Consider the following 19,411-nt stretch of genomic DNA (forward strand, 5'->3'; position numbering starts at 1 on the left):
TTGTTCTTAGTGAAACTTAGTAAATCCTTTGTGTAATAGCTTCGTTATAAAATGGATTATAACAAGAATTACATGTATTCCCACAAATAACACGCCGCCTTAATCAATGTTTTAGTTACTGCGGATACTCAATATTCATCACTTCAAAAGTCCGATCTTCTTTTGCCAATTTCAATACCACGATGTCGCCAACCTTCTTATCTGTCAAGAGTCGTGCAATGGGCGAAATAAAAGAAATTTTTCCTTTAGAAATATCGGCTTCGTCAACCCCTACAATCTGATAGTGCTGCAGTTTTTTATCCTTCCCAATTTTTAAGCTTACCAAAGCTCCAAAGCGTACTTCATCTTGTGGCTGCTTGCTAAGGTCAACAATTTTTGCCGACAGGATGCGATTGTTCAACAACTGTAATTTTGCATTGATATGATTGGTTGCAATGCGTTTTTCGTTTTCATTGGTAATGTTCAAATTGTCCCGTTCTGCAATAAGTTCTTCATTTTCTGCTAACAGTGCATCCATGCCTACTTGAGTCACATAATTGGTGATCCCTTCGGGTAAATCTGCTCTTGGTGCTACAAATGGCACTTCTTCCTGATCATCTTCTTTTACAAATCCTCTACTCATGGTTTACTAAGTTTAATACGATGACTATCGTTTTATTAAAATTAAAGAATATAAAGTAGCCAGCAAAACTAAAATCACTCTTAACGAGTTGCGTTGTTGGGTTTCCGATAAGAAAATATCTATCAAGATGGAGGTTTATGAACCTAAAAAAAGATCGATCTTTAGATGTTCTTTTAGGACATTGACAGTATATTAGCGCACTCAATATAATCTACACTAAGACCTATCAAAAGTCTTAAAAGCAACATGCATGTATTATGAAACGTTTATTTTCAAATTTACTGTTTAAAGTCTTTGTGGCAATAGTTTTAGGGACCGTTTTTGGACTCTACTTACCTGAATCCATCAATAGGATATTCACAACTTTTAACGCTTTTTTTGGGCAATTTTTAAGTTTCTCCATTCCGTTAATTATCATGGGATTGATCATGCCTGCCATTGCCGATTTAGGTAAGGGTGCGGGAAAATTATTATTGCTTACTGCGGCCATTGCCTATGGCTCGACCTTGTTTTCAGGGTTTATGACTTACTTTACAGCTTCCAATATATTTCCCCAACTTTTAGAATCGAGTATTAACCACACCGCTGATATCACCGATTCTGGTCCTGAGTTATTGCCTTATTTCAGTCTTACTATTCCCCCGGTATTGGACGTTATGACCGCATTGGTTTTGGCATTTGTGATTGGTTTGGGCCTTTCCTATCAAGAAAAATCTAGTTTAAAACTAGTCATCAAAGATTTTGAAAAAATTATCATGCAGTTGATAACCAACGTAATTGTGCCGTTATTGCCACTTTTTATTTTAGGCATCTTTGTGAGCATGGCTTATAGCGGACAAGTATTTTCAATATTTACCGTCTTCTTGAGTATTATAGGGGTCATTTTCGCTTTGCATATTTTACTGTTATTACTGCAATACACCATTGCTGGGCTATTTACAAAAAGAAACCCAATAAAGTTATTGGCCACCATGATGCCCGCCTATTTCACCGCATTAGGGACACAATCTTCGGCAGCTACAATTCCTGTAACTTTGGAACAGACTCTAAAGAATGGGGTTTCAGAGAAAATCGCGGGATTTGTCGTCCCCTTATGTGCGACTATTCATTTGTCTGGAAGTATGATGAAAATTACCGCCTGCGCCATGGCATTGATGATTTTACAAGGTGTACCCTTTACTTTTACGCTTTTCGCTGGATTTATATTTGTATTGGCAATTGCAATGATTGCAGCGCCCGGTGTGCCTGGGGGCGCGATTATGGCGGCTGTTGGCATTTTACAGTCCATGTTGGGTTTTAACGAAGAGATGTTGGGCCTGATGATTGCGCTATACATTGCTATGGACAGTTTTGGTACCGCATGTAATGTTACGGGTGATGGTGCTATTGCGCTTGTGGTCGATCGGGTCACCAAGGAAAAATTGATAACCTAAATCTTAGGAGTTTTTAAATACCACTCAAAAGTCGAAAGAGGACAATCGACTTAATTTATCCTCTTCCTTATGATGTCTAGTTTTCGGCTTTCGATAGTTGCTGCTCCAAATTCTGCCTCGGGATGATTATTTTCAGCAGCACTGCCATTAATCCCGATGGCACTGATGATTTCGTTCTTTGAGTTGGCTTTTATTTGTTTTGGAATAGTAGAGTTCAGGAATGTTTTCTATCGGCATGTATCAAGATATTATTTTCATTTCAAACAAACTAAATGGACCTGTCTTATAATGTTCTGGTAAATCGCTGGTATATTCAATTTCCCTGATTCCTATATGGGTAAAACCAGAACCAATATAATAGTTGTTCAATCTTTCATTGCCACTATGCGTGTCCATTCTGATAAAGTCAATACCGCTTTCCTTGGCTAAGGCTTTGCACCATTCCACAATTTTTTTCACATAAGATCGGCCCTTGAAATTTGGATGTGTAGCAATCCGATGCAGGTAGATGGCTTTATCATTTTCAGAATCTTTCCAAATTACGGGGTCGTTAAAAGTAATCACAAAGGAACAAACCAGGTCATTGCCTTCCATGATTTTAAAATGCCGATTTTCGTTAATTTCCTTTTCGATAAGCGTTCTCTCAAATCCGCTCCAGCTCTTATTATTCACGGTTTTTTGATACGCTGTTGCCGCGTCGTATAACGCAAATATGTCGTTGATGTCTCCAAGGGTACTAGGGGTAATGTTCATTAAAAAATATAGTTTATGGATTTCTTTAAACAGGGTTCCGTAATGAATTCTATCTTTTTTACGGCCGATGTTCGTATTTCTTATAAATTACTAATTTAGCAAATACTTACCGAAATTGGCGGTCTGCAGGAAGATTCTTGTGCGACTTAAAAAACGATTGAATTGTGATTATCGAGTAAAAGTAAATGGACTTTTAATGATTCTCGTTTTTTTCCTTCAATTTGTCTTTTTGGATTAAGGTGTCCACTTCCAAATACTTTTCTTTTAGCAGGCTTAAGGCGAAAGCCGCTGCAGAAGCTGTAAACACCGAATAGTCAAAAACACTTTTTATCCCGATGCTAAAGGTCATGGAAAGCGCGAAGATTAAGAGCAGGATGCCACTTAATTTGGCAAACAGTTCCGTTTTAAACCCGATGAGCAGGAAGATGGCAAAATTAACTTCTGCGCCTGTGGCAATAATAGCTATGGTTGGGATTAAAGAGTTGGGAACCCACGGATTCAATACTTTTGTATATTCCAAAAAACTGTCCCAATTTCCCCATGCAGAATATTCTTTAGCCCACATGCCCAATCGGTCCGCGGAAGCCGATAAAAATCCGATAGCAATGGAGAACCTTAAAAAGAGCTTGATTATTTTCATGATACCCCATTTAGTATTAATTTCGACTTTTTTGAATGCACCCTTTGGGTTTGATATCCCTGCGCCTTCTGAAGGCGGGAAAATCTTTACGGTTGCCTACGGTATGAAGTTGTCTGGCATAGACTACTAAAAGTACAAAATTTAGTCTTGATATCCTACTTAAACAGCTAACATATAAAGGGTTTTATAAATCGGCTAAAGACATAAAACGCCAGCGGGAAATCTTACGGTCTATCAGGATTTAGATGTGAACATCAGTTTGTGGATCCAAGTTCCAATAGAATAGAATAAAGCCAACCATCCAATTAATAGTAAGGCTCCCAAGACCCATCCCAGGATGCCAAGTGTAAAACCAAATCCAAAAAAGTATGTTGCCATACTGTCGATAGGCTTTATCGAAACTGCAACATTGTCGGGTTTTGATAAAATATCGATGAGTAGTATCAAAAATATATATCCAACCAATAAACCTATGCCACCTGATATTCTTCTGTTATTTTTCATTTTTTGTCGAATTTAATTTGAGAAGATTTGAAAGAGATCAACACTAATTATCAAAATTAGTTTGTTGCAATTGTCCATAGCCGTCTTATTAATGGACAGCCGATTTTGAGAAGAAATTCATCACAAAAACTCCGGCCACAATCAACGTTATTCCCAAGATTGCAGGGAGGTCTAAAGATTGTTTAAATATAACCACCGAAATTATGGCGGAAAGTACAATTCCCAAACCACCCCAAATGGCATAAGCGATTCCCAATGGAATTGATTTTAAGGCATGCGAAAAAAAGAAAAAGCAAATGGTATAGGCAACAATGGTTAAAACGGTAGGGATGGTTTTTGAAAACCCATTGGAGGCTTGCATAAAACTAGTGCCTATGAGCTCGAATACGATAGCTAAGGATAAAAAGAGATACTTCATGGAGGATGATTTTACATCTGCAAAGAAACGATAAATCAAAGGAAGTCAAACCTAAGATCTGGACAAAATAATAATGTAATCAATTGGTTTTTTAAAAAAGAAGCGGCATCAAATAGTGATGCCGCCAATCCTATAAACTATTTTAACCTACTATAAATGCTTTCGTAGTCAAATAAAACCTTTAGCAGATTTAAAAAAATGTGAGGTGCAAATTGATCTCTTTCTCTAAACAGAAGAGAATGAGAACAAAACTATTCGTTGTAGGCTTTTTCAAGAGCTTCCAAGAATACCTCTTCTGGCTGTGCTCCAGAAAATGCATGTTTATTGTTGAATACAAAAAAAGGAACTCCAGTAACTCCAATTTCTTTTGCTTGCATCTGGTCTTCGGCAACATTTTTATCCAAGGCCGAATCGTTGAGTTGTTTTTCGATGTCCTCTGCTTCAAAACCTAAACTTTCTCCAATGGCGACCAAAACTTTCATGTCGTCAATGTTTTTACCATCGGTGAAATGTGCTTTCAACAAGAGTTCTTTGGCCTCGTTTTGTTTATTGATTTTTTTTGCCGCATGCATTAACTTATGTGCATTAAAGGAATTGGCAACCACCGCATCCTTGAAGTTAAAGTCTATACCCACTTCCTTCGCCATAGCGGTCGAGTTTGCCAACATCTGTGACATTTGGTCCTTGCTTGCGCCTTTATTTACGAAATAATCGATTGTGGAAATGTCTGGATTGGTGCGTAAGTTGGGATCCAATTCAAAACTCTTCCATTCAATAGAAACCTCGTCTTTATGCTTAAATTGTGAGATTGCATTTTCTAATTTCCTTTTTCCGATATAGCAAAAAGGACATCTAATATCTGACCAAATTGTAATTGTCATAATCTATAATTTATATTAATTAATTTTCATTGTTAGGTTAAATCCCTTCGACAAATTCCAAAAACACTCTTTTGTGAAGTTCAAGATCCACATTTGGTGCTAGTGAAACCCGTACAATATAATCTTTGTCGCCTTCTTTGGTGGTTCCTTGCGTTGAGGTTGCCGGAATTGTCCAGTAAGAGCCTTTTAATTGACCATAACTAACACAGAACTTACTTTCATGGGGGATTTTTGTAATCATTAAATTGATTAACTTAAGATTCAAAGCTCTTTTATAAGTTTCCCGTTCTTCGTCAGAATTTCCTTTGGTGGGAAGGTCCAGTGAAAATACTGATGGCTTAAAACCTTGCTCCGCCAATGCTTCTGAAACAAAATTGATCTTCGCCTCAGGTAACACCTCATGGATAAAGTTTACAAAGTCGCGGGTATTTTTATAGGCATCCTTAATTCTTTGATTCATTGATGGCAATTGTTTGGCCAACACCTCCATTTGGAGGTCTGTAGCTTCATTATCGCAAAGTTGGAGATGCAGTTCTATTTTCTCCATCAAAGCTTCTGTTTTTTTATTTCCTACACAATAGCCCGCAGTGCACATTCCGCCACTTGGAAATTTCGATCCGCTGGCGTATGAAATGGTGCGCACAGAAGAGAGGATGTCCTTGTCGCCCAAAAAGTGGACGTTAGGACAAAACGTCTGATCTAAAATAAATACAGGGGCAATCGCAGGTTCACCATTTTTGGCATAACGTACTTGACTTAAAACCTCTTTTAATTTCGTAAGATCAGGAACTTCAACCCTCGGATTTGTAGGAATTTCAGCAATGATATAAGGGATCGCATCGTCGTTGGCAATATTATCCAAAATGCTGGCGATACTTTCCACCATATCGTTGTCCCCATCCACAAGTAAATCAACCACATCCACATGGTCAAGACAAGCAGCAACGCGTCGCGCTTGATCATTCGTACCCCCATAACAGTTGGGAGGCACAATAAATTTGATGTCCTTTCCTTTATGTTGTTCTTGGGCATCGTGAATTAGCCCCATCATAATGGCATATTGCATGGAAAGTCCGCTTGAAGCTACCAATGCTTTTGAAGTGGTGTTGGTAATCTTATTGATGGTTTCTTCAACTAAGGTCTTGTTTGTTTCGATATCTGGGTTTTGAGGAATAACAAAAGCGTCATCTATGATCACGTTCAATGCTGAAAGACAATTGGCCGGGGTCATGGCAATGGTCTCTCTTCTTCTGACATGCTGAATTTCTGAAACATAACTTTCATTTTGGGCACCATTTACCAAAATCACACTGCCAAGTTGAGGGTGTGCAGTGATAAAAAAATCAATATTATGAGTGAGGTCAACATCAAGAAAATTATCTTGATCTGAGACAAATACCGTACTGCCCTTAAATGCAGCAATATCTTTTGTGTTTTCTACTTTCGTTAAATCAAATTGATAGCCATAAACGCGCTTGAGGAGTTCGGCATCAAAATGATCAGGTAATTTTTCAGTATAAACAATTTGGGTGCGTTTACCGTCTAATAAGTTTTTTCTTAGAATCGCTAAAATGGGCGCCATTCGCGATGAAAAACTGATGACATTTTCTGAGTTGAGATGATGATGATGATGATGATGAGCAATTTCCCATTCCAACACACAAGATAGGGGATGCCCTAACCGGATATAATCGTAAGCTGTGGGCAAATTGTTCAATGCGGATTGTTGGTAATTATTCTCTTGAAATAAGGCTTCAAATTGTTCTAAAAACTGCGTTTTAGCCAATGCTTCATCATAAATATCAAGGCGATGCGTTGTGATGGTCAACCAGCCAGAAGGCATGTTTTCCAAAACGTTCTTTAAAAATTTGCCTCTTTTTTCGTCTTTCATAAAGTTGTCTTTTAATAGGTCGAGAAGGTACGATAATTAGGGTGTATTGAAAAGCCTTACGGGTCGTTTTTTGATTCGAATTCTATGGTTGTCTATCCGATTTAAAAGTAGGTCATGGTTAGGGAACTCAATGAATCTCTCAGCTGAAGAACAAATAGAAAATCCTTCCTGCCACGCTTTTGGGCAGAAAGGATTTTTGTTAATTTCTTGCACGAACCATTTACGTTGCGTGGCGCGATTTAAAACTGGTTTAGTTTTTAAATAGTATTTTTCCGTCCTTTTTAAATTCAACGTGGTCACCTTTTCCCCTTAATTCATACTGGTCATTTTTGTACCAAATTCCTGATGCAGGATTTTGACCCTGTAAGTCGATTTGTTCGCCGCCGTTTAAATACACTTTTGCCGTATTGGTGGTGTTGTTAATGGTCATGTCCAGCGTTTGTCCATCTTTATCTTTCAAGGAAGTAATTATGATAGCATCATTATGGCTAAAGATTACTTTTCCATCTTTCTTCAACTCAATATCGTTTCCTTTTCCTCTTAATTCATACTGATCGTTTGTATACCAAATTCCTGATGCCGATTTCTTTGCTAACAAATTAATAGTTTCACCTTTAAAATTTAGAGTTGCAGTACCATTTGTATTGTTAAAAGCCATTTCTAAATTGTTACCGTCCTTGTCGGTTGAGGTGGTCTTTACAATATCTTCGGCTACTTGTTCTGTGGTTGCTGCTTGTGTGTTTTCTTGCTGTGTAGTGTCTTTACAAGAGCTTAAAATTAATGCCGTAAGCATTGTCATTGTCAAAATTGTCTTTGTCATTGTATGATTAATTGATGTTTATTGTATTTCCGTTTTAAACGGATTCGAAATTTTTTTCAGTCTTATCTTTTATACAACATTCGTGCCATTACAATCTCATTTTGTGATGTAATTTTAAAGTTTTTCTCATTTGTAACATGGGGAAACTTGCCCATCGTCGAAGCATTTCAATATTTGAAATTCTTTGTGACGGCATTCGTCATTCATGGACGAAACGTCAATAAACATGACAAGGAGTTAGCCCATACGTTACTAAAAGACTTAGTGCTATCCTTTTGTGTGACATGGGGGTTTGACATTGCTTCATGTTCAAAATATCGATTGTCCGTATTCCCATATTTGTGATTGTGGGATTATGATTTAAGGCTCGATAATGAGATTATCTAAAAGGCAATGGCGATTACGAAAAGATAGGGTTTTACTTTAAAGGTTTAAAATCCTGATTGCTGAAAGGCGGCGTATCAGGTTGTTTTACAATGATAAACTCCATGTCTACGGCTTTGTGGCATTGGTTGCAGGTGTTTGTGAGCGAGGTATAACTGGAATTGAATAGAGCGGTATTTTTTTGTTCAATGGCGTTGCTGATACTATCCAATGGCGGCATGATCATTCCTATCAATAAGGTTTCTTCCCGTCCTTCGTGGAATTTTTCGATATCTTCAATTGCTTCCATAAGTTCGTGCACTTCAAAATCGGCGAGGTCCCAGTTTTCATATAGTCCTGCAAACCATAGTTTGGAGTGATGTGCTTGAATACTACCCATAAAATCCCCGAACCCCGGTTTGTAGGTGTCTGCTAGTTTGCTCTCCAAACTATCAATTTTGTTTTTTAAACTTTGCGTCTGATCGTTTTGTTGGTTACAGGCAAAAAGGCCTAAAGTCATCAGGATAAAAAATAATGGTCTCATTTTAGTGTTTGTTTTTATGTTTATAAAGTCGTTACCGGCGCTGTATGCCCTGGCGGCTTGTTTACATTAGACAAGAGGTTAATCCCCCTAAATTAACAAATAAAAATTAAATAACCCATTCCATTCCGCAGAAATGCGCTCAAAGGAACTTTCGCATGACGCCGAACCTATCAATTAGGTTTATTGAGGAGATTTGGAGATCCTCAGCGTGCAGGATCATTGACGCGATTAAGGATTTACACTATCCAATTGTAAAAGATTGGCTGAGATGGATATCACCTTTAATTTTTCATGTAATTTCATATTTTGATTATACACATTTATCACATTCTCGTCCTCAATATATTCCCAAAATCCATTTTCTATATCATGTGCATCTTCTGGAGAAAGGACTGAATACTCGCAGGTATTTTTTTCCATAAACTTATAGACCTGTCGATAGCGTGATTCTGGAAATGATTTATAATCGGATGGCCTATAGGTTCCATCAGCTTCTTCGTAGGATTCCAACCAAGAATTGATGATTTCATCGGGATAATTTGGATTTAAATCTGAAGCACCAGTTTTACAGGATGTGGTGAATGCAAAAAGACCAAGAATTATAATCACTATTTGTTTTCCCATTTTTCGTGTTTTATGACTCTCAAAAGTTGTTATGTGAACCGCGGTCAAATCTACGGATTTCACGTGTGTAAGATTAATTATTATTATTATTATTATTATTATTATTATTTACTAGTTCAACAATGCGTATTAGTACATCTATACATTAAGAAATAAGAACCGGTTTTAGAAACCGAACAAACGCCCGTACTCGTGGTTTTTAAGTCCGGTTTTAGAAGCCTTCCAATTTATAAAACAAGAGTCGGCTTTGTTTGTTCATGGGCAATAGGAGGAGTTTTTTCTCTTTTATATAAGCAATATCACCTACACTTTGGCCTACTTGCAGAACTTGTTGCGTGTTGCCATCATTATCTACCAAATGGATCATCCCACTAGTCCAATCGGAAATGATTAAACGGTCTTTGTCATACGGTCTAATTCCATCCAAATTTCCAATGATCGTTGTTAGGGAGTCCATATCCTTTGTCGTCATGTCTATTTTAGAAACCCGGCCGCCATTGGGTTGGCTTCCCCATGAGGCAACATACATGGTATTGTTTTGGACCAATAAGCCATTTGGCCGATCTAAGTTCTCATCAGCCAACCATAAATTAAAATTACCCTGGGTATCCAATTGGTAAATTTTTGAGGTGCCTGTATCAGAAACATAAACATTCCCGTGCCCATCAATTGCCACGTCGTTTAAAAATTCAAGGCCGTCGTGGCTATATTTTTTTATTATTTTTCCAGTTTTTAAATCGGCTTCAACGAGTTCATTAATATCCGACACATAAAGTTTGTCTTGCGTAATGGCAATTCCTTTAGGATCATTAAGCCCGCTGATAAAAAGGGAATCTATCAGTTTGCCATTCAGATCAATAGTGGCAATAGCGCCATCGCCAGGTTCTTTTTCTCCGATTAAAGAGGCATAAATTATATCTTGCTTAGCATCATAAACCGCCGATTCGCAATGGGTCAACCCTAGAGTTTCGGTAATAAAAGTGGCCGTTGGAATTTGAGCCGTGTCATTTTGGGCTATTTCTGCGGCTTTATTGTTTTTGCAACTGGTTGCTATAAGTAAGCCGAATACTGCGTAGATAATTGGTTTCATTTTTTAGTGAGTTTTTAATTTTCTGTTGATCTATTTCAGCCTTGATTAAGTTTGGCGGCGTGCTATGTTGTCGAACAGGAGCGGGATGCGCGCAATAACTGGAACAGGTGCGGCCGTTTGCACCAACCCATACGATTGAAATGTTTATAAATATTTAGATTCGGTCTTGTTTTTTATGGGCTCTAATGGTCAAAACCATCGCTATGATAACTAATAGGCTTGAGAAATTTGATACCCAAAATCCGGGGTCATATTTTTCCGATACTATAAAATTCGAAATAATTAGAATTGCACTGGCAATAATGAGGATTAAGGGTAAGATTTTTTTCATTCGTACTGTTTTTTACATCATGAATGGAAAACACAGGTCAATTTACACCAAGTGATGCCACTATCTAAACCCTAAATTAACATCTTTTTCCAAACTTCGGGATAAGAAAAATGATCTATTTTTAAAACACTTACAGTTTTGCCCCTTGTCCGATTGAGAATCGTGATACACCGAGGTCTTCATTTTAAAAGAGATCGTGAGGTGCTTAGCGATTAAAATTTCCGATAAAATATGAGGAGTTGGTAAATGACTTATGTCATGGCATGGCTGAGATTAATATTGTAAATTGATTTTTCGGAGGCTGATACTAGAAGAATATACATTCTAACAGACCTCTGAATTTGGTTTAATAAGTAAAAAAAATATATGAAGACATCAAACATTTCAGCAGAAGTGCTGGCGGCTAACACAACTGTGGACCTGCTTATTGTGGGCTCGGGAACGGGTATTTCTGCAGCCTTAGCCGGACATGAAAAGAATTTAAAAAGCTTAATTATAGAAAAGACCGAATACGTTGGGGGCTCTACGGCACTATCAGGAGGTGCTTTTTGGATTCCTGCGAACCCTGTGCTGACTGAGAACGGCTCGAAAGATACGCTTGAAAAAGCAGAGCAATATCTCAAGGCTGTCGTAGGCAATGATTCGCCACCAGAACGATGGCAATCTTTTCTCAAGCATGGAAATGCCACCACTGAAATGCTTCGACGTACAACCCCAATGACCTTTTTTTGGGCGAAGGGCTATTCAGATTACCATCCGGAAGAACCTGGGGGAGATGCCATGGGACGAACTTGTGAATGTCAACCCTTCGATCTCAAAAGACTAGGGGATGAGATTTCAAGATTTAGACCAGGCCTGATGGCCGCCTCTTTGCCTATGCCAGTAACAGGCTATGATTATAAGTGGCTGAACTTGATGATGCGTAAGCCATTAAAGGCTTTTCCCATTATCTTCAAAAGACTTTTTCAGGGTATAGGCGGTAAGATTGTTGGAAAAGATTTGGTGGCTGGAGGTCAGGCGATAGCGGCTGGGTTGTTTGCTGGAGCTATTAACAACAATATTCCCGTAGCAACCAATACAAAATTGGTAGAACTTCTGGTGGACGGCGGTCGCGTAGTTGGCGCGGTAGTAGAACACGAGGGCACAAAGAAAGAAATTAAAGTGAAGCGTGGTGTTGTATTGGCTGCGGGTGGCTTTGACCACAATATGCCGATGCGACAAAAATACCAATCGGAGTCTTTGGGCGATCACTATAGTTTTGGAGCAGAAGGAAATACCGGAGATGCCATCCAGCTTTCCCAAAAGATCGGAGCCGCTATCGATCTCATGAAGGAATCTTGGTGGTTCCCTGCCATTTCTCCGTTAAAGAAAGGTGAAAACCCTATGGTTCTTTTGGCGGAGCGTTCGCTTCCAGGGAGTTTTATGGTCAATGCCAAAGGCAAACGCTTTATTAATGAAGCGACGGATTATATGAGTTTTGGTCAAAAGCTCTTGGCCGATGAAAAAGAAGGAACGCCCATTGGAGATATGTGGTTGGTGTTTGACCAGACCTATCGCAATAGATATATTCTTGGGGGATCTGTTTTCCCGAGAGCGAAATTACCACAGGAATGGTATGACGCTGGAATTGCTTTTTCAGCCGATTCTGCCCAAGAACTGGCCAAGTTGACCAACTTGCCGGAAACCGAGTTTACAGAAACTTTCGCTCGATTTAATAGGTTGGCGGAAACTGGTAAAGACGACGATTTCCAAAGAGGAGAAAGTGCTTATGATCGCTATTACGGAGATCCAACAGTGAAACCCAATCCGAATTTGCTAGCACTTAAAGGAAAATTATATGCCGTAAAGGTGGTCCTATCCGATTTGGGAACTTGTGGTGGCCTTGTTGCCGATGAGCACGGCAGGGTTTTACGTAAGGATAAAACTGCAATTGAAGGTTTATATGCTATAGGAAACACGGCGGCAAATATTTTTGGAAGGGTCTATCCAGGTGCAGGCGGAACCATTTGTCAAGGGCTGGTCTATGGGCATATTGTGGCGGAACATGCGGCCAGTTTATCACCTGTAGAGGCTTAAACTGTCTAACGGCAAATTGAAGCCTCGTGGGTCTGCCTGGAGAATATGAATTGTAAAATAAGTTAAGGATGCGGTCAATCGTGTCCCTAACTTATTTATAATCCATATATCAAACCAGTTATTCATACTTTCTAATGAGCCCAAAATCAAACGGTGTCCAAAGGCAAGCTTTTAGGCCACTTTCCTTAAAACCAGTATTCACCCAAGTGTTACAGGTATTAACGATGGTGTAGTTTCCATGGGCTTTATAGAAATCGTCGGATTGTGTATACCCTTGATCAATGAGCATTATTTTAAACCCGTTGCCATTTGTTTTAAAGCTATGGCGCACGTAGGTATGAAGTTGTTTTAACTGTGTTTTGGAGAGTTTCACGTGCCGTAAGACCACCTGAAATCATGGCTTTATAGGCGCCACCTAAATCTTCAAAGAAAAAATTCATTAAGGTTGAAATGATAAGGAAAATAATGATGAAACCGGAAAAACTTAAGATCCTGAATTTCGTTAGTTTATTCATTCTAATCGATTATTAGAAGTTAACGGTCTGTATCAATGCCACTGACTTGCCCAATACATGACGACAAAGCAAATACAGCCTAAACATAGTCACTTTCTCCAAACTTACCAGTGGTTTCATTAATTACATTGACTACTAAAACGTCAAAACATTGCTCTATTTTTAAAGAAATAAGACTATGGTTTATGCCGTTGGCACTTTTTCAACCACTATCTCATTTTGAGCCTTGTCATAATAGGTACAGGTCATTTTATCAAGATCCATGACCCACTTTTCAATTCCCGTTTGAGCACAATGTTTACAAAATGTAAAATAGTCTGTTTCGCCTTTTTGGTGGATTTTCAAATAGTGGCTGAACTTATCTTTGTCACTCTTGTTGGCTACTGTCATAGCTTCATATTTCGGTTTGGATGTTGTTTGAAATCCGTTTTTGCCGAAATACACTGTATGACTGTCACTGACCCAAGTTTCAAAATCGGTGAGGCCAATTCCTTTAATTTCCTTAATGTATTTTGGAAATTCGGCCCCTGATTTAACTTTGCTGTGAGCCAATTCAATTTCTTCTAGTGTAAACATCGTTTCTGTTATTCCAATTGATAATATGCCTAAGTTCAATGACCTTCAATACAGCCATAGATTCACCTCTTACCTAAAATACCCTTTACAACGCCAATTTACCACTTTTTCCGAAATTTTCTTATAGGTATAATTACCTTTTTTCAAAGTCTTTCAGGGCACTATTATTGTTGTTATTCCAATTTTTGGTCTGTGTTTTAGTGGTCTGGACAGACGGCTGTGAGCGTTTTTAATCGTGGGTTTGAGTTGAGGTGTGTGAGACACGGGGAGGACGTCCGTGCCAACTGGCGCCTATGGCCTCATTCATGCCATTTTAAACACGTATTCTTAGATATGTCGAAGTCTTAAGTGGAGGTCTTAAAACAGACGTTAATATGTTTATGGAGGTGTCTTTATGGTTTATTGAGACTGCTTAATTTAATTCAATACTATTCTCATTTAAGGAGAGGAACCTTGGCGTATCAAATTCAGGATAAATGAACACCAACACTCTTTTCTTTTTACCCTTATTAATAGATAATTTAAGCGCAGCCGGAAATTGGATGAACCCAGCTGTTCTCACAAATTCAACCTTATGTTTAGTTTTTGTCTTTGAATTTAATAAATGAAAATTATCAAAATCTATCGCTTCTGGTGTTTCACTGTCATTAGTTAAGGCTAGTGTGATGGATACAAACTTGAATCCTCTGCTGGGCGAAACCCAAGACTGATTTCCTGTAGCCAGACTAGTGTTTTCTTTGATCTTTTCAACTTTAAAACTGACACTTTTTGAGTAATTATGTTTTTGGGCAAAGACAGTTAGGTTAGAGCAAAAGCATAATGCCATCAGTAGGATGGTCGTTTTAAATTGATTTTTCAAAGGTATCCTTGTTTTGATCAAATTCAGAATAATAATAGCCAAAACGGACCGTTGCTCTATGAAAGATAAATTGCGTTTCGGTTTCTGTAAAATCAATATTTTCGAAGAAAATAGTATATCTGACCTTCTTGACTCCCGTATGGACTGGTCCAGAAAACAAAGGGTTGTCCCGGTCATGACCTGCATAGACCATACTGGCATAATAGTCATAGGTTTCATTGCCCTCTTCCAATCGCGTACTTATAATGGCATGTGGACCATTGTTGGGATGTGATTTGGTGTACGGCTCGAAGCCGAGAAATGTAAAGGTCATCCCCGGACGATCCTTGAAGGTAAAGCAGTCGTTTGGTTCCATCACAAAGGTTTCTAGAAATTTCTTTTCGAGGCAAACGGAAATTCCTTCGTTAGGATCATCACTTTTTGAGCATCCAAAAATTAGTAAGAGGATAAATAGGTAGGTTAAGTTTTTCATGAGTTTTGATAAAGTACTTTAGGTTTTTTTTTGCGTGTTGCAAATGAGCGCTAGGGTAAGGGAATGTTCCAGAGGCTTTTCATCCTTATTTTTTTAATTTGAATAGCACTTGATTAAAAGGAAAGCGCAATGCCGTAATTCAGGTGCTCTAAATAATCAATTTTTAAACTTACATGTATTTTCTTTTCCTTTTGGTCATTATTAAAGGTGTTAAAGAAAGTAAAATAATCTTTTTTCTTAGGTTTAACGATCAAATTAATAATCCCACCCAGAGCTGCCACACCTAAACCTGTGAATAAGGTGCTTGATTTCATTTGTTCTCCATTGCCAGTACTCAGCGCTTCGTTAATCATAATTCCTGCCCCTGCCGCAAAGCCACCATAAAATGCGATACTGGAAATGGTTTGATTTGTCCGGATCTTCTTTGTTTGTTCAACTAAGTCTTTTTTCAATTCACTGGACATTTCTGTTTCATCAATGAATTTTTGCAGACCCTTCGGACTCGCATCATAGAAATTATCTTGGTATTGGAAGCTGGTAAATACATTTTCAACATTACCTCTGTAGAAATAGTAAAACTGCGAAAAAGAGTAATTTGAAAAAAGGATGAAGAGGATGATGATTCCTTTTTTTAACGTAGGCATTTCTTTCATTAGTGTTTTAGTTTAGGTTATAGTCAGCATTTATTTATATAAGTTGTGGCGTGTGTAGTCATGAACCTCTCAACAAACAAACTTATCAATAGGGATATGGCTTATTGGAAGAGATATTAGGTTGAAAGGAGCGATAGCGGAACACTCGTGTTAGTTAGTTGTAAATAGTTTTTATTTAACCCTTGAATATTCATCATAATAATATTCCAGCACATCTCCATTATAAACTTTTCCATCTATAAATTTAATAATCATAGTGTTTTGGTCAGGGAAGGTAATTTCGTCGTGATCTCCCGTAAATATTTCGTTTTGTTGGGTTTTATCATTGTATTCTATGATTTTAAAAGTGTATTGATTGTCTGATGTTTTAGCCCATGTGCCACTTATAAAATTAGAACTGTTAGTTTCAGCACAATTTCCACTCTTATTTTCACTAAATATTTGTTGATTATAACGGCCGTCAGAAGCAAAAGACATTCTACTCTTTTGATAACAACTTGAAGCTTCATAAGTAATATCGTCTGACACCTGATAAACTTCAACAACTTTTATGGGTTTCCAAATTCCAATGATAGAGTCATGGTTTATGGTGTTTTCATCATCAGAAGAGCAGGATAGAATGGAGAGTCCAATTAGGACGGCAAGAAGTAAGTTCAGTTTTTTCATTTTGTAGTTTGAGGTTTAAGTTGATGTTTATGTTTATGTGAATCTTGAGCTGTCGTGCTTCATAGTGTGATCTTCTCTAAATTGATCTACGTTCTGACAAGTTAACCTAGCCTTAGCAAACCTGAAGTGCCCTTCTTATTCGTAAAGAGCCACTTATGAAGCTTTTTAATCGGCATATTGATAAACTGCTATACGGTCAATAGTGTACTCATGGTTTCTGCCAATAATTAAAACAGGTCTGCTCAAATGGTCTTTTATAATATGCGTGATATCAGCGCTTTGGTCCTTGTGTTGTCCAGCAAATATCTTCTTAGGGATTTTTTTCATTAGACGTAGATTAAATGCTATTTCTAATGAAAGGCTCAAAGAAGAGAAACTCATTATCCATGGCAAATTGCATTCATCATTGTGATATTCTAAAACCTCATATAAGGAGAAGTTTCCTCCAGTTTTGTGTTTTTTCACGAAGTCATCGTTATAAACATAGGTATAAGAATCAGATTTTATTTCTTTCCCCATCCCATCTATAAAATAGGTTTTGGTAAGACGACTACCTTTAAAACTCACTTCTCGTGGATAACCATCTGCTTTGTACCAGCCATCATTTTCAAAGGTGATTTTATTATTTCCCACTCTAACAGGAATGTTATTGATAGATATCACATTTCCTTTAGCATCTCTTTGAATGGTTCCTCCATGATCAAACCGCCCATAATGAATTCCCATTGAGCCAATTGTATAAGATTCTACCAAGCCATCGCTTCCGTAATTTATATGGCAAACAGCACTAAAACTGTCGTCGTTTAATTGAGCAATTGAAGAAATCAAATCTTGAACATATGTGTCTTGGTTTAGCTTACCCAAATCCAGATCAATCCCGGTATGTTGCTTAAGGAGATTTGTATTCAATAGATAAATGTCGGAGACTTTCGGGAAGTTGTTTTTTACAATTTCTGATTCATTATCAGGGTTATTAGAGCAAGAGATTAAAATGAATGCGGTGAATGTTAAAAAAATCAGTTTTCTCATTAGCGAACTTTGTTAAATTTTTACAACAGGCTCATATATGCACCTTTGCACAGATCCACATACATCTGCGCTAAAGTAGTACTTTTTCTTACATTATCAAATACTTATAAACCGAATATTCAATTCTTTTCAAAGACTCAGCTCATACTCCTTTCCCACACGAAGCTACAAACTCCTCATGCTTCAAACAAGTTGTATATGAGTTAGATGAGCCAAATACACAGATTTCTTAACACACCAGAATGAAAACAAAACGAAGTTCAGTCCCACAGAATTCTTGAAATCGTTCTTGAAATCTGTACCTTTGTCGCCGCTTATAAATGTGAATTTATACCTCGAAGTTTTTTAACAAAACTTGATTTCCCACTTTTAATTATTGAAATCGACATCAAGAGCCCACGTGGTATTGAGGACTAAGCAGTCCATTCAGATGTCAAAATAGGAAAGACCCCAGACCAGTGTCTCTTTAAAGATAAAAAATGATTCGTACAGATACCACTTTAGAACTTTTAAAAACACATTTCGGATACAGCACCTTTCGGCCTAACCAAGACCGAATTGTCAACGATATCATCAATGGAAATGATGTTTTGACCATTATGCCGACGGGTGGAGGGAAGTCGGTGTGTTTTCAGTTGCCAGCCTTGGCACTTCCAGGAACGGCGATTGTCATTTCGCCATTGATTGCTTTAATGAAAGATCAAGTGGATGCGCTTTTGACCAATGGCATTTCTGCTGCTTATTATAATAGCAGTCAGGAGGTTTCCGTGCAGCACGAGACGCTCAGAAAATTGCAAGCAGGAGACTTGAAATTAATTTATGTCGCGCCCGAAAGTCTGCAAAATCTGTCGCCATATTTTTCAGAGATAGAGATCAGTCTGATCGCCGTGGATGAAGCGCATTGTATTTCATCTTGGGGCCATGATTTTAGACCCGCTTATACCCAGTTGGGCCACCTCAAAAAGCAGTTCCCAAACAAACCGATTGCGGCATTTACCGCCACCGCAGATGGCGCTACGCAACAGGATATTTTGACGCAATTGAAGATTTATGATGCTGAGGTGCATTTGTCCTCCTTTGATCGGAAGAATCTTTATTTAGAAGTACGACCCGGAAATGATCGCATTACTCAGATCATCCGGTTTTTAAAGACCCGACCTGATGAAAGTGGCATTATCTATTGCTTAAGCCGAAAAAGTACACAAGAGGTCACCACCAAATTAAATAAGAGCGGATTTAAAGCCAAAGCCTATCATGCTGGCTTAACTGCGGAAAAACGCAACAGCATTCAGGAAAGTTTTATTAATGATGCCACCCCAATCATTGTGGCCACAATTGCCTTTGGGATGGGCATTGACAAAAGTAACGTGCGCTGGGTCATCCATTATAATATGCCCAAAAACATCGAAGGCTATTACCAAGAAATTGGACGTGGCGGTCGCGATGGACTTCCTGCCTATAATATTTTGTTTTATTCGTATGCGGATGTTGTTCAACTCCGGAAGTTTACCGAAAATGCTTCCAACGCAGAGTATCAAATAGCGAAACTCAACCGCATGCAGCAATTCGCGGAAGCTTTAAGTTGTCGACGTATTGCGCTGCTCAATTATTTTGGAGAACATCATACCGAAAATTGCAACAATTGCGATGT

Annotated in this window: 23 protein-coding genes; 3 read left to right on the forward strand and 20 right to left on the reverse strand. The window is 38.2% G+C overall.

Annotated elements, in window-relative coordinates:
* Positions 1 to 115 precede the first annotated feature (115 nt).
* Positions 116 to 622 carry a GreA/GreB family elongation factor gene (locus VLZ86_RS09515; RefSeq protein ID WP_325450703.1) on the reverse strand — a complete coding sequence of 169 codons (507 nt, stop codon included), beginning with the start codon at positions 620 to 622 and terminating at the stop codon, positions 116 to 118.
* Between the two features lie 257 nt (positions 623 to 879).
* Between VLZ86_RS09515 and VLZ86_RS09520 the strand changes: the two genes are divergently transcribed.
* Positions 880 to 2,055 (forward strand): dicarboxylate/amino acid:cation symporter, encoded by a 1,176-nt coding sequence (locus VLZ86_RS09520; RefSeq protein WP_325450705.1) that lies wholly within the window; start codon positions 880 to 882, stop codon positions 2,053 to 2,055.
* 240 nt (positions 2,056 to 2,295) lie between these two features.
* On the opposite strand, the gene VLZ86_RS09525 is transcribed toward VLZ86_RS09520, so the two are convergent.
* From VLZ86_RS09525 to VLZ86_RS09575, 11 genes are all read right to left on the reverse strand, one after another.
* A complete protein-coding gene (locus tag VLZ86_RS09525; protein ID WP_325450707.1) occupies positions 2,296 to 2,808 on the reverse strand; it encodes a GNAT family N-acetyltransferase in 513 nt (170 codons plus the stop codon).
* Positions 2,809 to 3,001: 193 nt separating this feature from the next.
* Entirely contained in the window at positions 3,002 to 3,448 is a 447-nt protein-coding gene (locus tag VLZ86_RS09530) for a DoxX family protein (protein ID WP_325450709.1), read from the reverse strand.
* A 234-nt stretch (positions 3,449 to 3,682) separates the two neighbouring features.
* Positions 3,683 to 3,952: a hypothetical protein gene (locus VLZ86_RS09535; protein ID WP_325450711.1), complete on the reverse strand. Its 270-nt coding sequence runs from the start codon at positions 3,950 to 3,952 to the stop codon at positions 3,683 to 3,685.
* 88 nt (positions 3,953 to 4,040) lie between these two features.
* A complete protein-coding gene (locus VLZ86_RS09540) occupies positions 4,041 to 4,370 on the reverse strand; it encodes a multidrug efflux SMR transporter (RefSeq protein WP_325450713.1) in 330 nt (109 codons plus the stop codon).
* Positions 4,371 to 4,621: 251 nt separating this feature from the next.
* Positions 4,622 to 5,251 (reverse strand): DsbA family oxidoreductase, encoded by a 630-nt coding sequence (locus VLZ86_RS09545; RefSeq protein WP_325450715.1) that lies wholly within the window; start codon positions 5,249 to 5,251, stop codon positions 4,622 to 4,624.
* A gap of 37 nt (positions 5,252 to 5,288) precedes the next feature.
* Positions 5,289 to 7,142 carry a PLP-dependent transferase gene (locus VLZ86_RS09550; RefSeq protein WP_325450717.1) on the reverse strand — a complete coding sequence of 618 codons (1,854 nt, stop codon included), beginning with the start codon at positions 7,140 to 7,142 and terminating at the stop codon, positions 5,289 to 5,291.
* 250 nt (positions 7,143 to 7,392) lie between these two features.
* Complete coding sequence (locus VLZ86_RS09555; RefSeq protein ID WP_325450719.1) at positions 7,393 to 7,962, reverse strand: MliC family protein; 570 nt, start codon at positions 7,960 to 7,962, stop codon at positions 7,393 to 7,395.
* A 418-nt stretch (positions 7,963 to 8,380) separates the two neighbouring features.
* A complete protein-coding gene (locus tag VLZ86_RS09560) occupies positions 8,381 to 8,869 on the reverse strand; it encodes a hypothetical protein (RefSeq protein ID WP_325450721.1) in 489 nt (162 codons plus the stop codon).
* Positions 8,870 to 9,097: 228 nt separating this feature from the next.
* The gene (locus VLZ86_RS09565) at positions 9,098 to 9,493 is read right to left on the reverse strand and encodes a hypothetical protein (RefSeq protein ID WP_325450722.1); all 396 of its coding nucleotides are present in this window, start codon (positions 9,491 to 9,493) and stop codon (positions 9,098 to 9,100) included.
* Between the two features lie 211 nt (positions 9,494 to 9,704).
* Positions 9,705 to 10,583 (reverse strand): hypothetical protein, encoded by an 879-nt coding sequence (locus tag VLZ86_RS09570; protein ID WP_325450724.1) that lies wholly within the window; start codon positions 10,581 to 10,583, stop codon positions 9,705 to 9,707.
* Positions 10,584 to 10,737: 154 nt separating this feature from the next.
* Complete coding sequence (locus VLZ86_RS09575; RefSeq protein WP_325450726.1) at positions 10,738 to 10,914, reverse strand: hypothetical protein; 177 nt, start codon at positions 10,912 to 10,914, stop codon at positions 10,738 to 10,740.
* Between the two features lie 366 nt (positions 10,915 to 11,280).
* Between VLZ86_RS09575 and VLZ86_RS09580 the strand changes: the two genes are divergently transcribed.
* A complete protein-coding gene (locus tag VLZ86_RS09580) occupies positions 11,281 to 12,990 on the forward strand; it encodes a 3-ketosteroid-delta-1-dehydrogenase (RefSeq protein ID WP_325450730.1) in 1,710 nt (569 codons plus the stop codon).
* A 118-nt stretch (positions 12,991 to 13,108) separates the two neighbouring features.
* Here the strand turns inward: VLZ86_RS09580 and VLZ86_RS09585 are convergent, their stop codons facing one another.
* The 8 genes from VLZ86_RS09585 to VLZ86_RS09620 all read right to left on the reverse strand — a co-directional run bounded on the left by VLZ86_RS09585 (position 13,109) and on the right by VLZ86_RS09620 (position 17,760).
* Positions 13,109 to 13,378, reverse strand: a complete 270-nt coding sequence (locus VLZ86_RS09585) for a DUF2459 domain-containing protein (protein ID WP_325450732.1) — start codon at positions 13,376 to 13,378, stop codon at positions 13,109 to 13,111.
* Entirely contained in the window at positions 13,311 to 13,505 is a 195-nt protein-coding gene (locus tag VLZ86_RS09590; RefSeq protein ID WP_325450749.1) for a hypothetical protein, read from the reverse strand. Before VLZ86_RS09590 ends, VLZ86_RS09585 begins: the two co-directional genes overlap by 68 nt.
* Positions 13,506 to 13,688: 183 nt before the next feature.
* On the reverse strand, positions 13,689 to 14,081 hold the full coding sequence (locus VLZ86_RS09595; RefSeq protein ID WP_325450734.1) for a DUF1398 domain-containing protein: 393 nt from the start codon (positions 14,079 to 14,081) through the stop codon (positions 13,689 to 13,691).
* A 412-nt stretch (positions 14,082 to 14,493) separates the two neighbouring features.
* A complete protein-coding gene (locus VLZ86_RS09600; protein WP_325450736.1) occupies positions 14,494 to 14,940 on the reverse strand; it encodes a hypothetical protein in 447 nt (148 codons plus the stop codon).
* Positions 14,924 to 15,412 (reverse strand): hypothetical protein, encoded by a 489-nt coding sequence (locus VLZ86_RS09605; protein WP_325450738.1) that lies wholly within the window; start codon positions 15,410 to 15,412, stop codon positions 14,924 to 14,926. Before VLZ86_RS09605 ends, VLZ86_RS09600 begins: the two co-directional genes overlap by 17 nt.
* Before the next feature lie 113 nt (positions 15,413 to 15,525).
* Positions 15,526 to 16,056, reverse strand: coding sequence for a hypothetical protein (locus VLZ86_RS09610; RefSeq protein WP_325450740.1), 531 nt, complete (start codon positions 16,054 to 16,056; stop codon positions 15,526 to 15,528).
* Positions 16,057 to 16,236: 180 nt separating this feature from the next.
* Entirely contained in the window at positions 16,237 to 16,731 is a 495-nt protein-coding gene (locus VLZ86_RS09615) for a hypothetical protein (RefSeq protein ID WP_325450741.1), read from the reverse strand.
* 165 nt (positions 16,732 to 16,896) lie between these two features.
* The gene (locus tag VLZ86_RS09620) at positions 16,897 to 17,760 is read right to left on the reverse strand and encodes a hypothetical protein (protein WP_325450743.1); all 864 of its coding nucleotides are present in this window, start codon (positions 17,758 to 17,760) and stop codon (positions 16,897 to 16,899) included.
* A 479-nt stretch (positions 17,761 to 18,239) separates the two neighbouring features.
* Here VLZ86_RS09620 and VLZ86_RS09625 point away from each other — a divergent pair.
* A partial coding sequence (locus tag VLZ86_RS09625; RefSeq protein ID WP_325450745.1) for an ATP-dependent DNA helicase RecQ occupies positions 18,240 to 19,411 on the forward strand: 1,172 nt, incomplete at its 3' end.

It is taken from the genome of Gelidibacter sp. (genome assembly GCF_035515035.1).
Classification (GTDB): domain Bacteria; phylum Bacteroidota; class Bacteroidia; order Flavobacteriales; family Flavobacteriaceae; genus Gelidibacter.

What these genes read in the sequence shown, in the direction of transcription:
- VLZ86_RS09555 (WP_325450719.1), bottom strand. Translation starts at nt 7,962, where the DNA reads ATGACAAAGACAATTTTGACAATGACAATGCTTACGGCATTAATTTTA.
- VLZ86_RS09620 (WP_325450743.1), bottom strand. Translation starts at nt 17,760, where the DNA reads ATGAGAAAACTGATTTTTTTAACATTCACCGCATTCATTTTAATCTCT.
- VLZ86_RS09575 (WP_325450726.1), bottom strand. Translation starts at nt 10,914, where the DNA reads ATGAAAAAAATCTTACCCTTAATCCTCATTATTGCCAGTGCAATTCTA.
- VLZ86_RS09565 (WP_325450722.1), bottom strand. Translation starts at nt 9,493, where the DNA reads ATGGGAAAACAAATAGTGATTATAATTCTTGGTCTTTTTGCATTCACC.
- VLZ86_RS09570 (WP_325450724.1), bottom strand. Translation starts at nt 10,583, where the DNA reads ATGAAACCAATTATCTACGCAGTATTCGGCTTACTTATAGCAACCAGT.
- VLZ86_RS09590 (WP_325450749.1), bottom strand. Translation starts at nt 13,505, where the DNA reads ATGAATAAACTAACGAAATTCAGGATCTTAAGTTTTTCCGGTTTCATC.
- VLZ86_RS09550 (WP_325450717.1), bottom strand. Translation starts at nt 7,142, where the DNA reads ATGAAAGACGAAAAAAGAGGCAAATTTTTAAAGAACGTTTTGGAAAAC.
- VLZ86_RS09545 (WP_325450715.1), bottom strand. Translation starts at nt 5,251, where the DNA reads ATGACAATTACAATTTGGTCAGATATTAGATGTCCTTTTTGCTATATC.
- VLZ86_RS09580 (WP_325450730.1), top strand. Translation starts at nt 11,281, where the DNA reads ATGAAGACATCAAACATTTCAGCAGAAGTGCTGGCGGCTAACACAACT.
- VLZ86_RS09515 (WP_325450703.1), bottom strand. Translation starts at nt 622, where the DNA reads ATGAGTAGAGGATTTGTAAAAGAAGATGATCAGGAAGAAGTGCCATTT.
- VLZ86_RS09610 (WP_325450740.1), bottom strand. Translation starts at nt 16,056, where the DNA reads ATGCCTACGTTAAAAAAAGGAATCATCATCCTCTTCATCCTTTTTTCA.
- VLZ86_RS09540 (WP_325450713.1), bottom strand. Translation starts at nt 4,370, where the DNA reads ATGAAGTATCTCTTTTTATCCTTAGCTATCGTATTCGAGCTCATAGGC.
- VLZ86_RS09525 (WP_325450707.1), bottom strand. Translation starts at nt 2,808, where the DNA reads ATGAACATTACCCCTAGTACCCTTGGAGACATCAACGACATATTTGCG.
- VLZ86_RS09530 (WP_325450709.1), bottom strand. Translation starts at nt 3,448, where the DNA reads ATGAAAATAATCAAGCTCTTTTTAAGGTTCTCCATTGCTATCGGATTT.
- VLZ86_RS09535 (WP_325450711.1), bottom strand. Translation starts at nt 3,952, where the DNA reads ATGAAAAATAACAGAAGAATATCAGGTGGCATAGGTTTATTGGTTGGA.
- VLZ86_RS09605 (WP_325450738.1), bottom strand. Translation starts at nt 15,412, where the DNA reads ATGAAAAACTTAACCTACCTATTTATCCTCTTACTAATTTTTGGATGC.
- VLZ86_RS09560 (WP_325450721.1), bottom strand. Translation starts at nt 8,869, where the DNA reads ATGAGACCATTATTTTTTATCCTGATGACTTTAGGCCTTTTTGCCTGT.
- VLZ86_RS09615 (WP_325450741.1), bottom strand. Translation starts at nt 16,731, where the DNA reads ATGAAAAAACTGAACTTACTTCTTGCCGTCCTAATTGGACTCTCCATT.
- VLZ86_RS09520 (WP_325450705.1), top strand. Translation starts at nt 880, where the DNA reads ATGAAACGTTTATTTTCAAATTTACTGTTTAAAGTCTTTGTGGCAATA.
- VLZ86_RS09595 (WP_325450734.1), bottom strand. Translation starts at nt 14,081, where the DNA reads ATGTTTACACTAGAAGAAATTGAATTGGCTCACAGCAAAGTTAAATCA.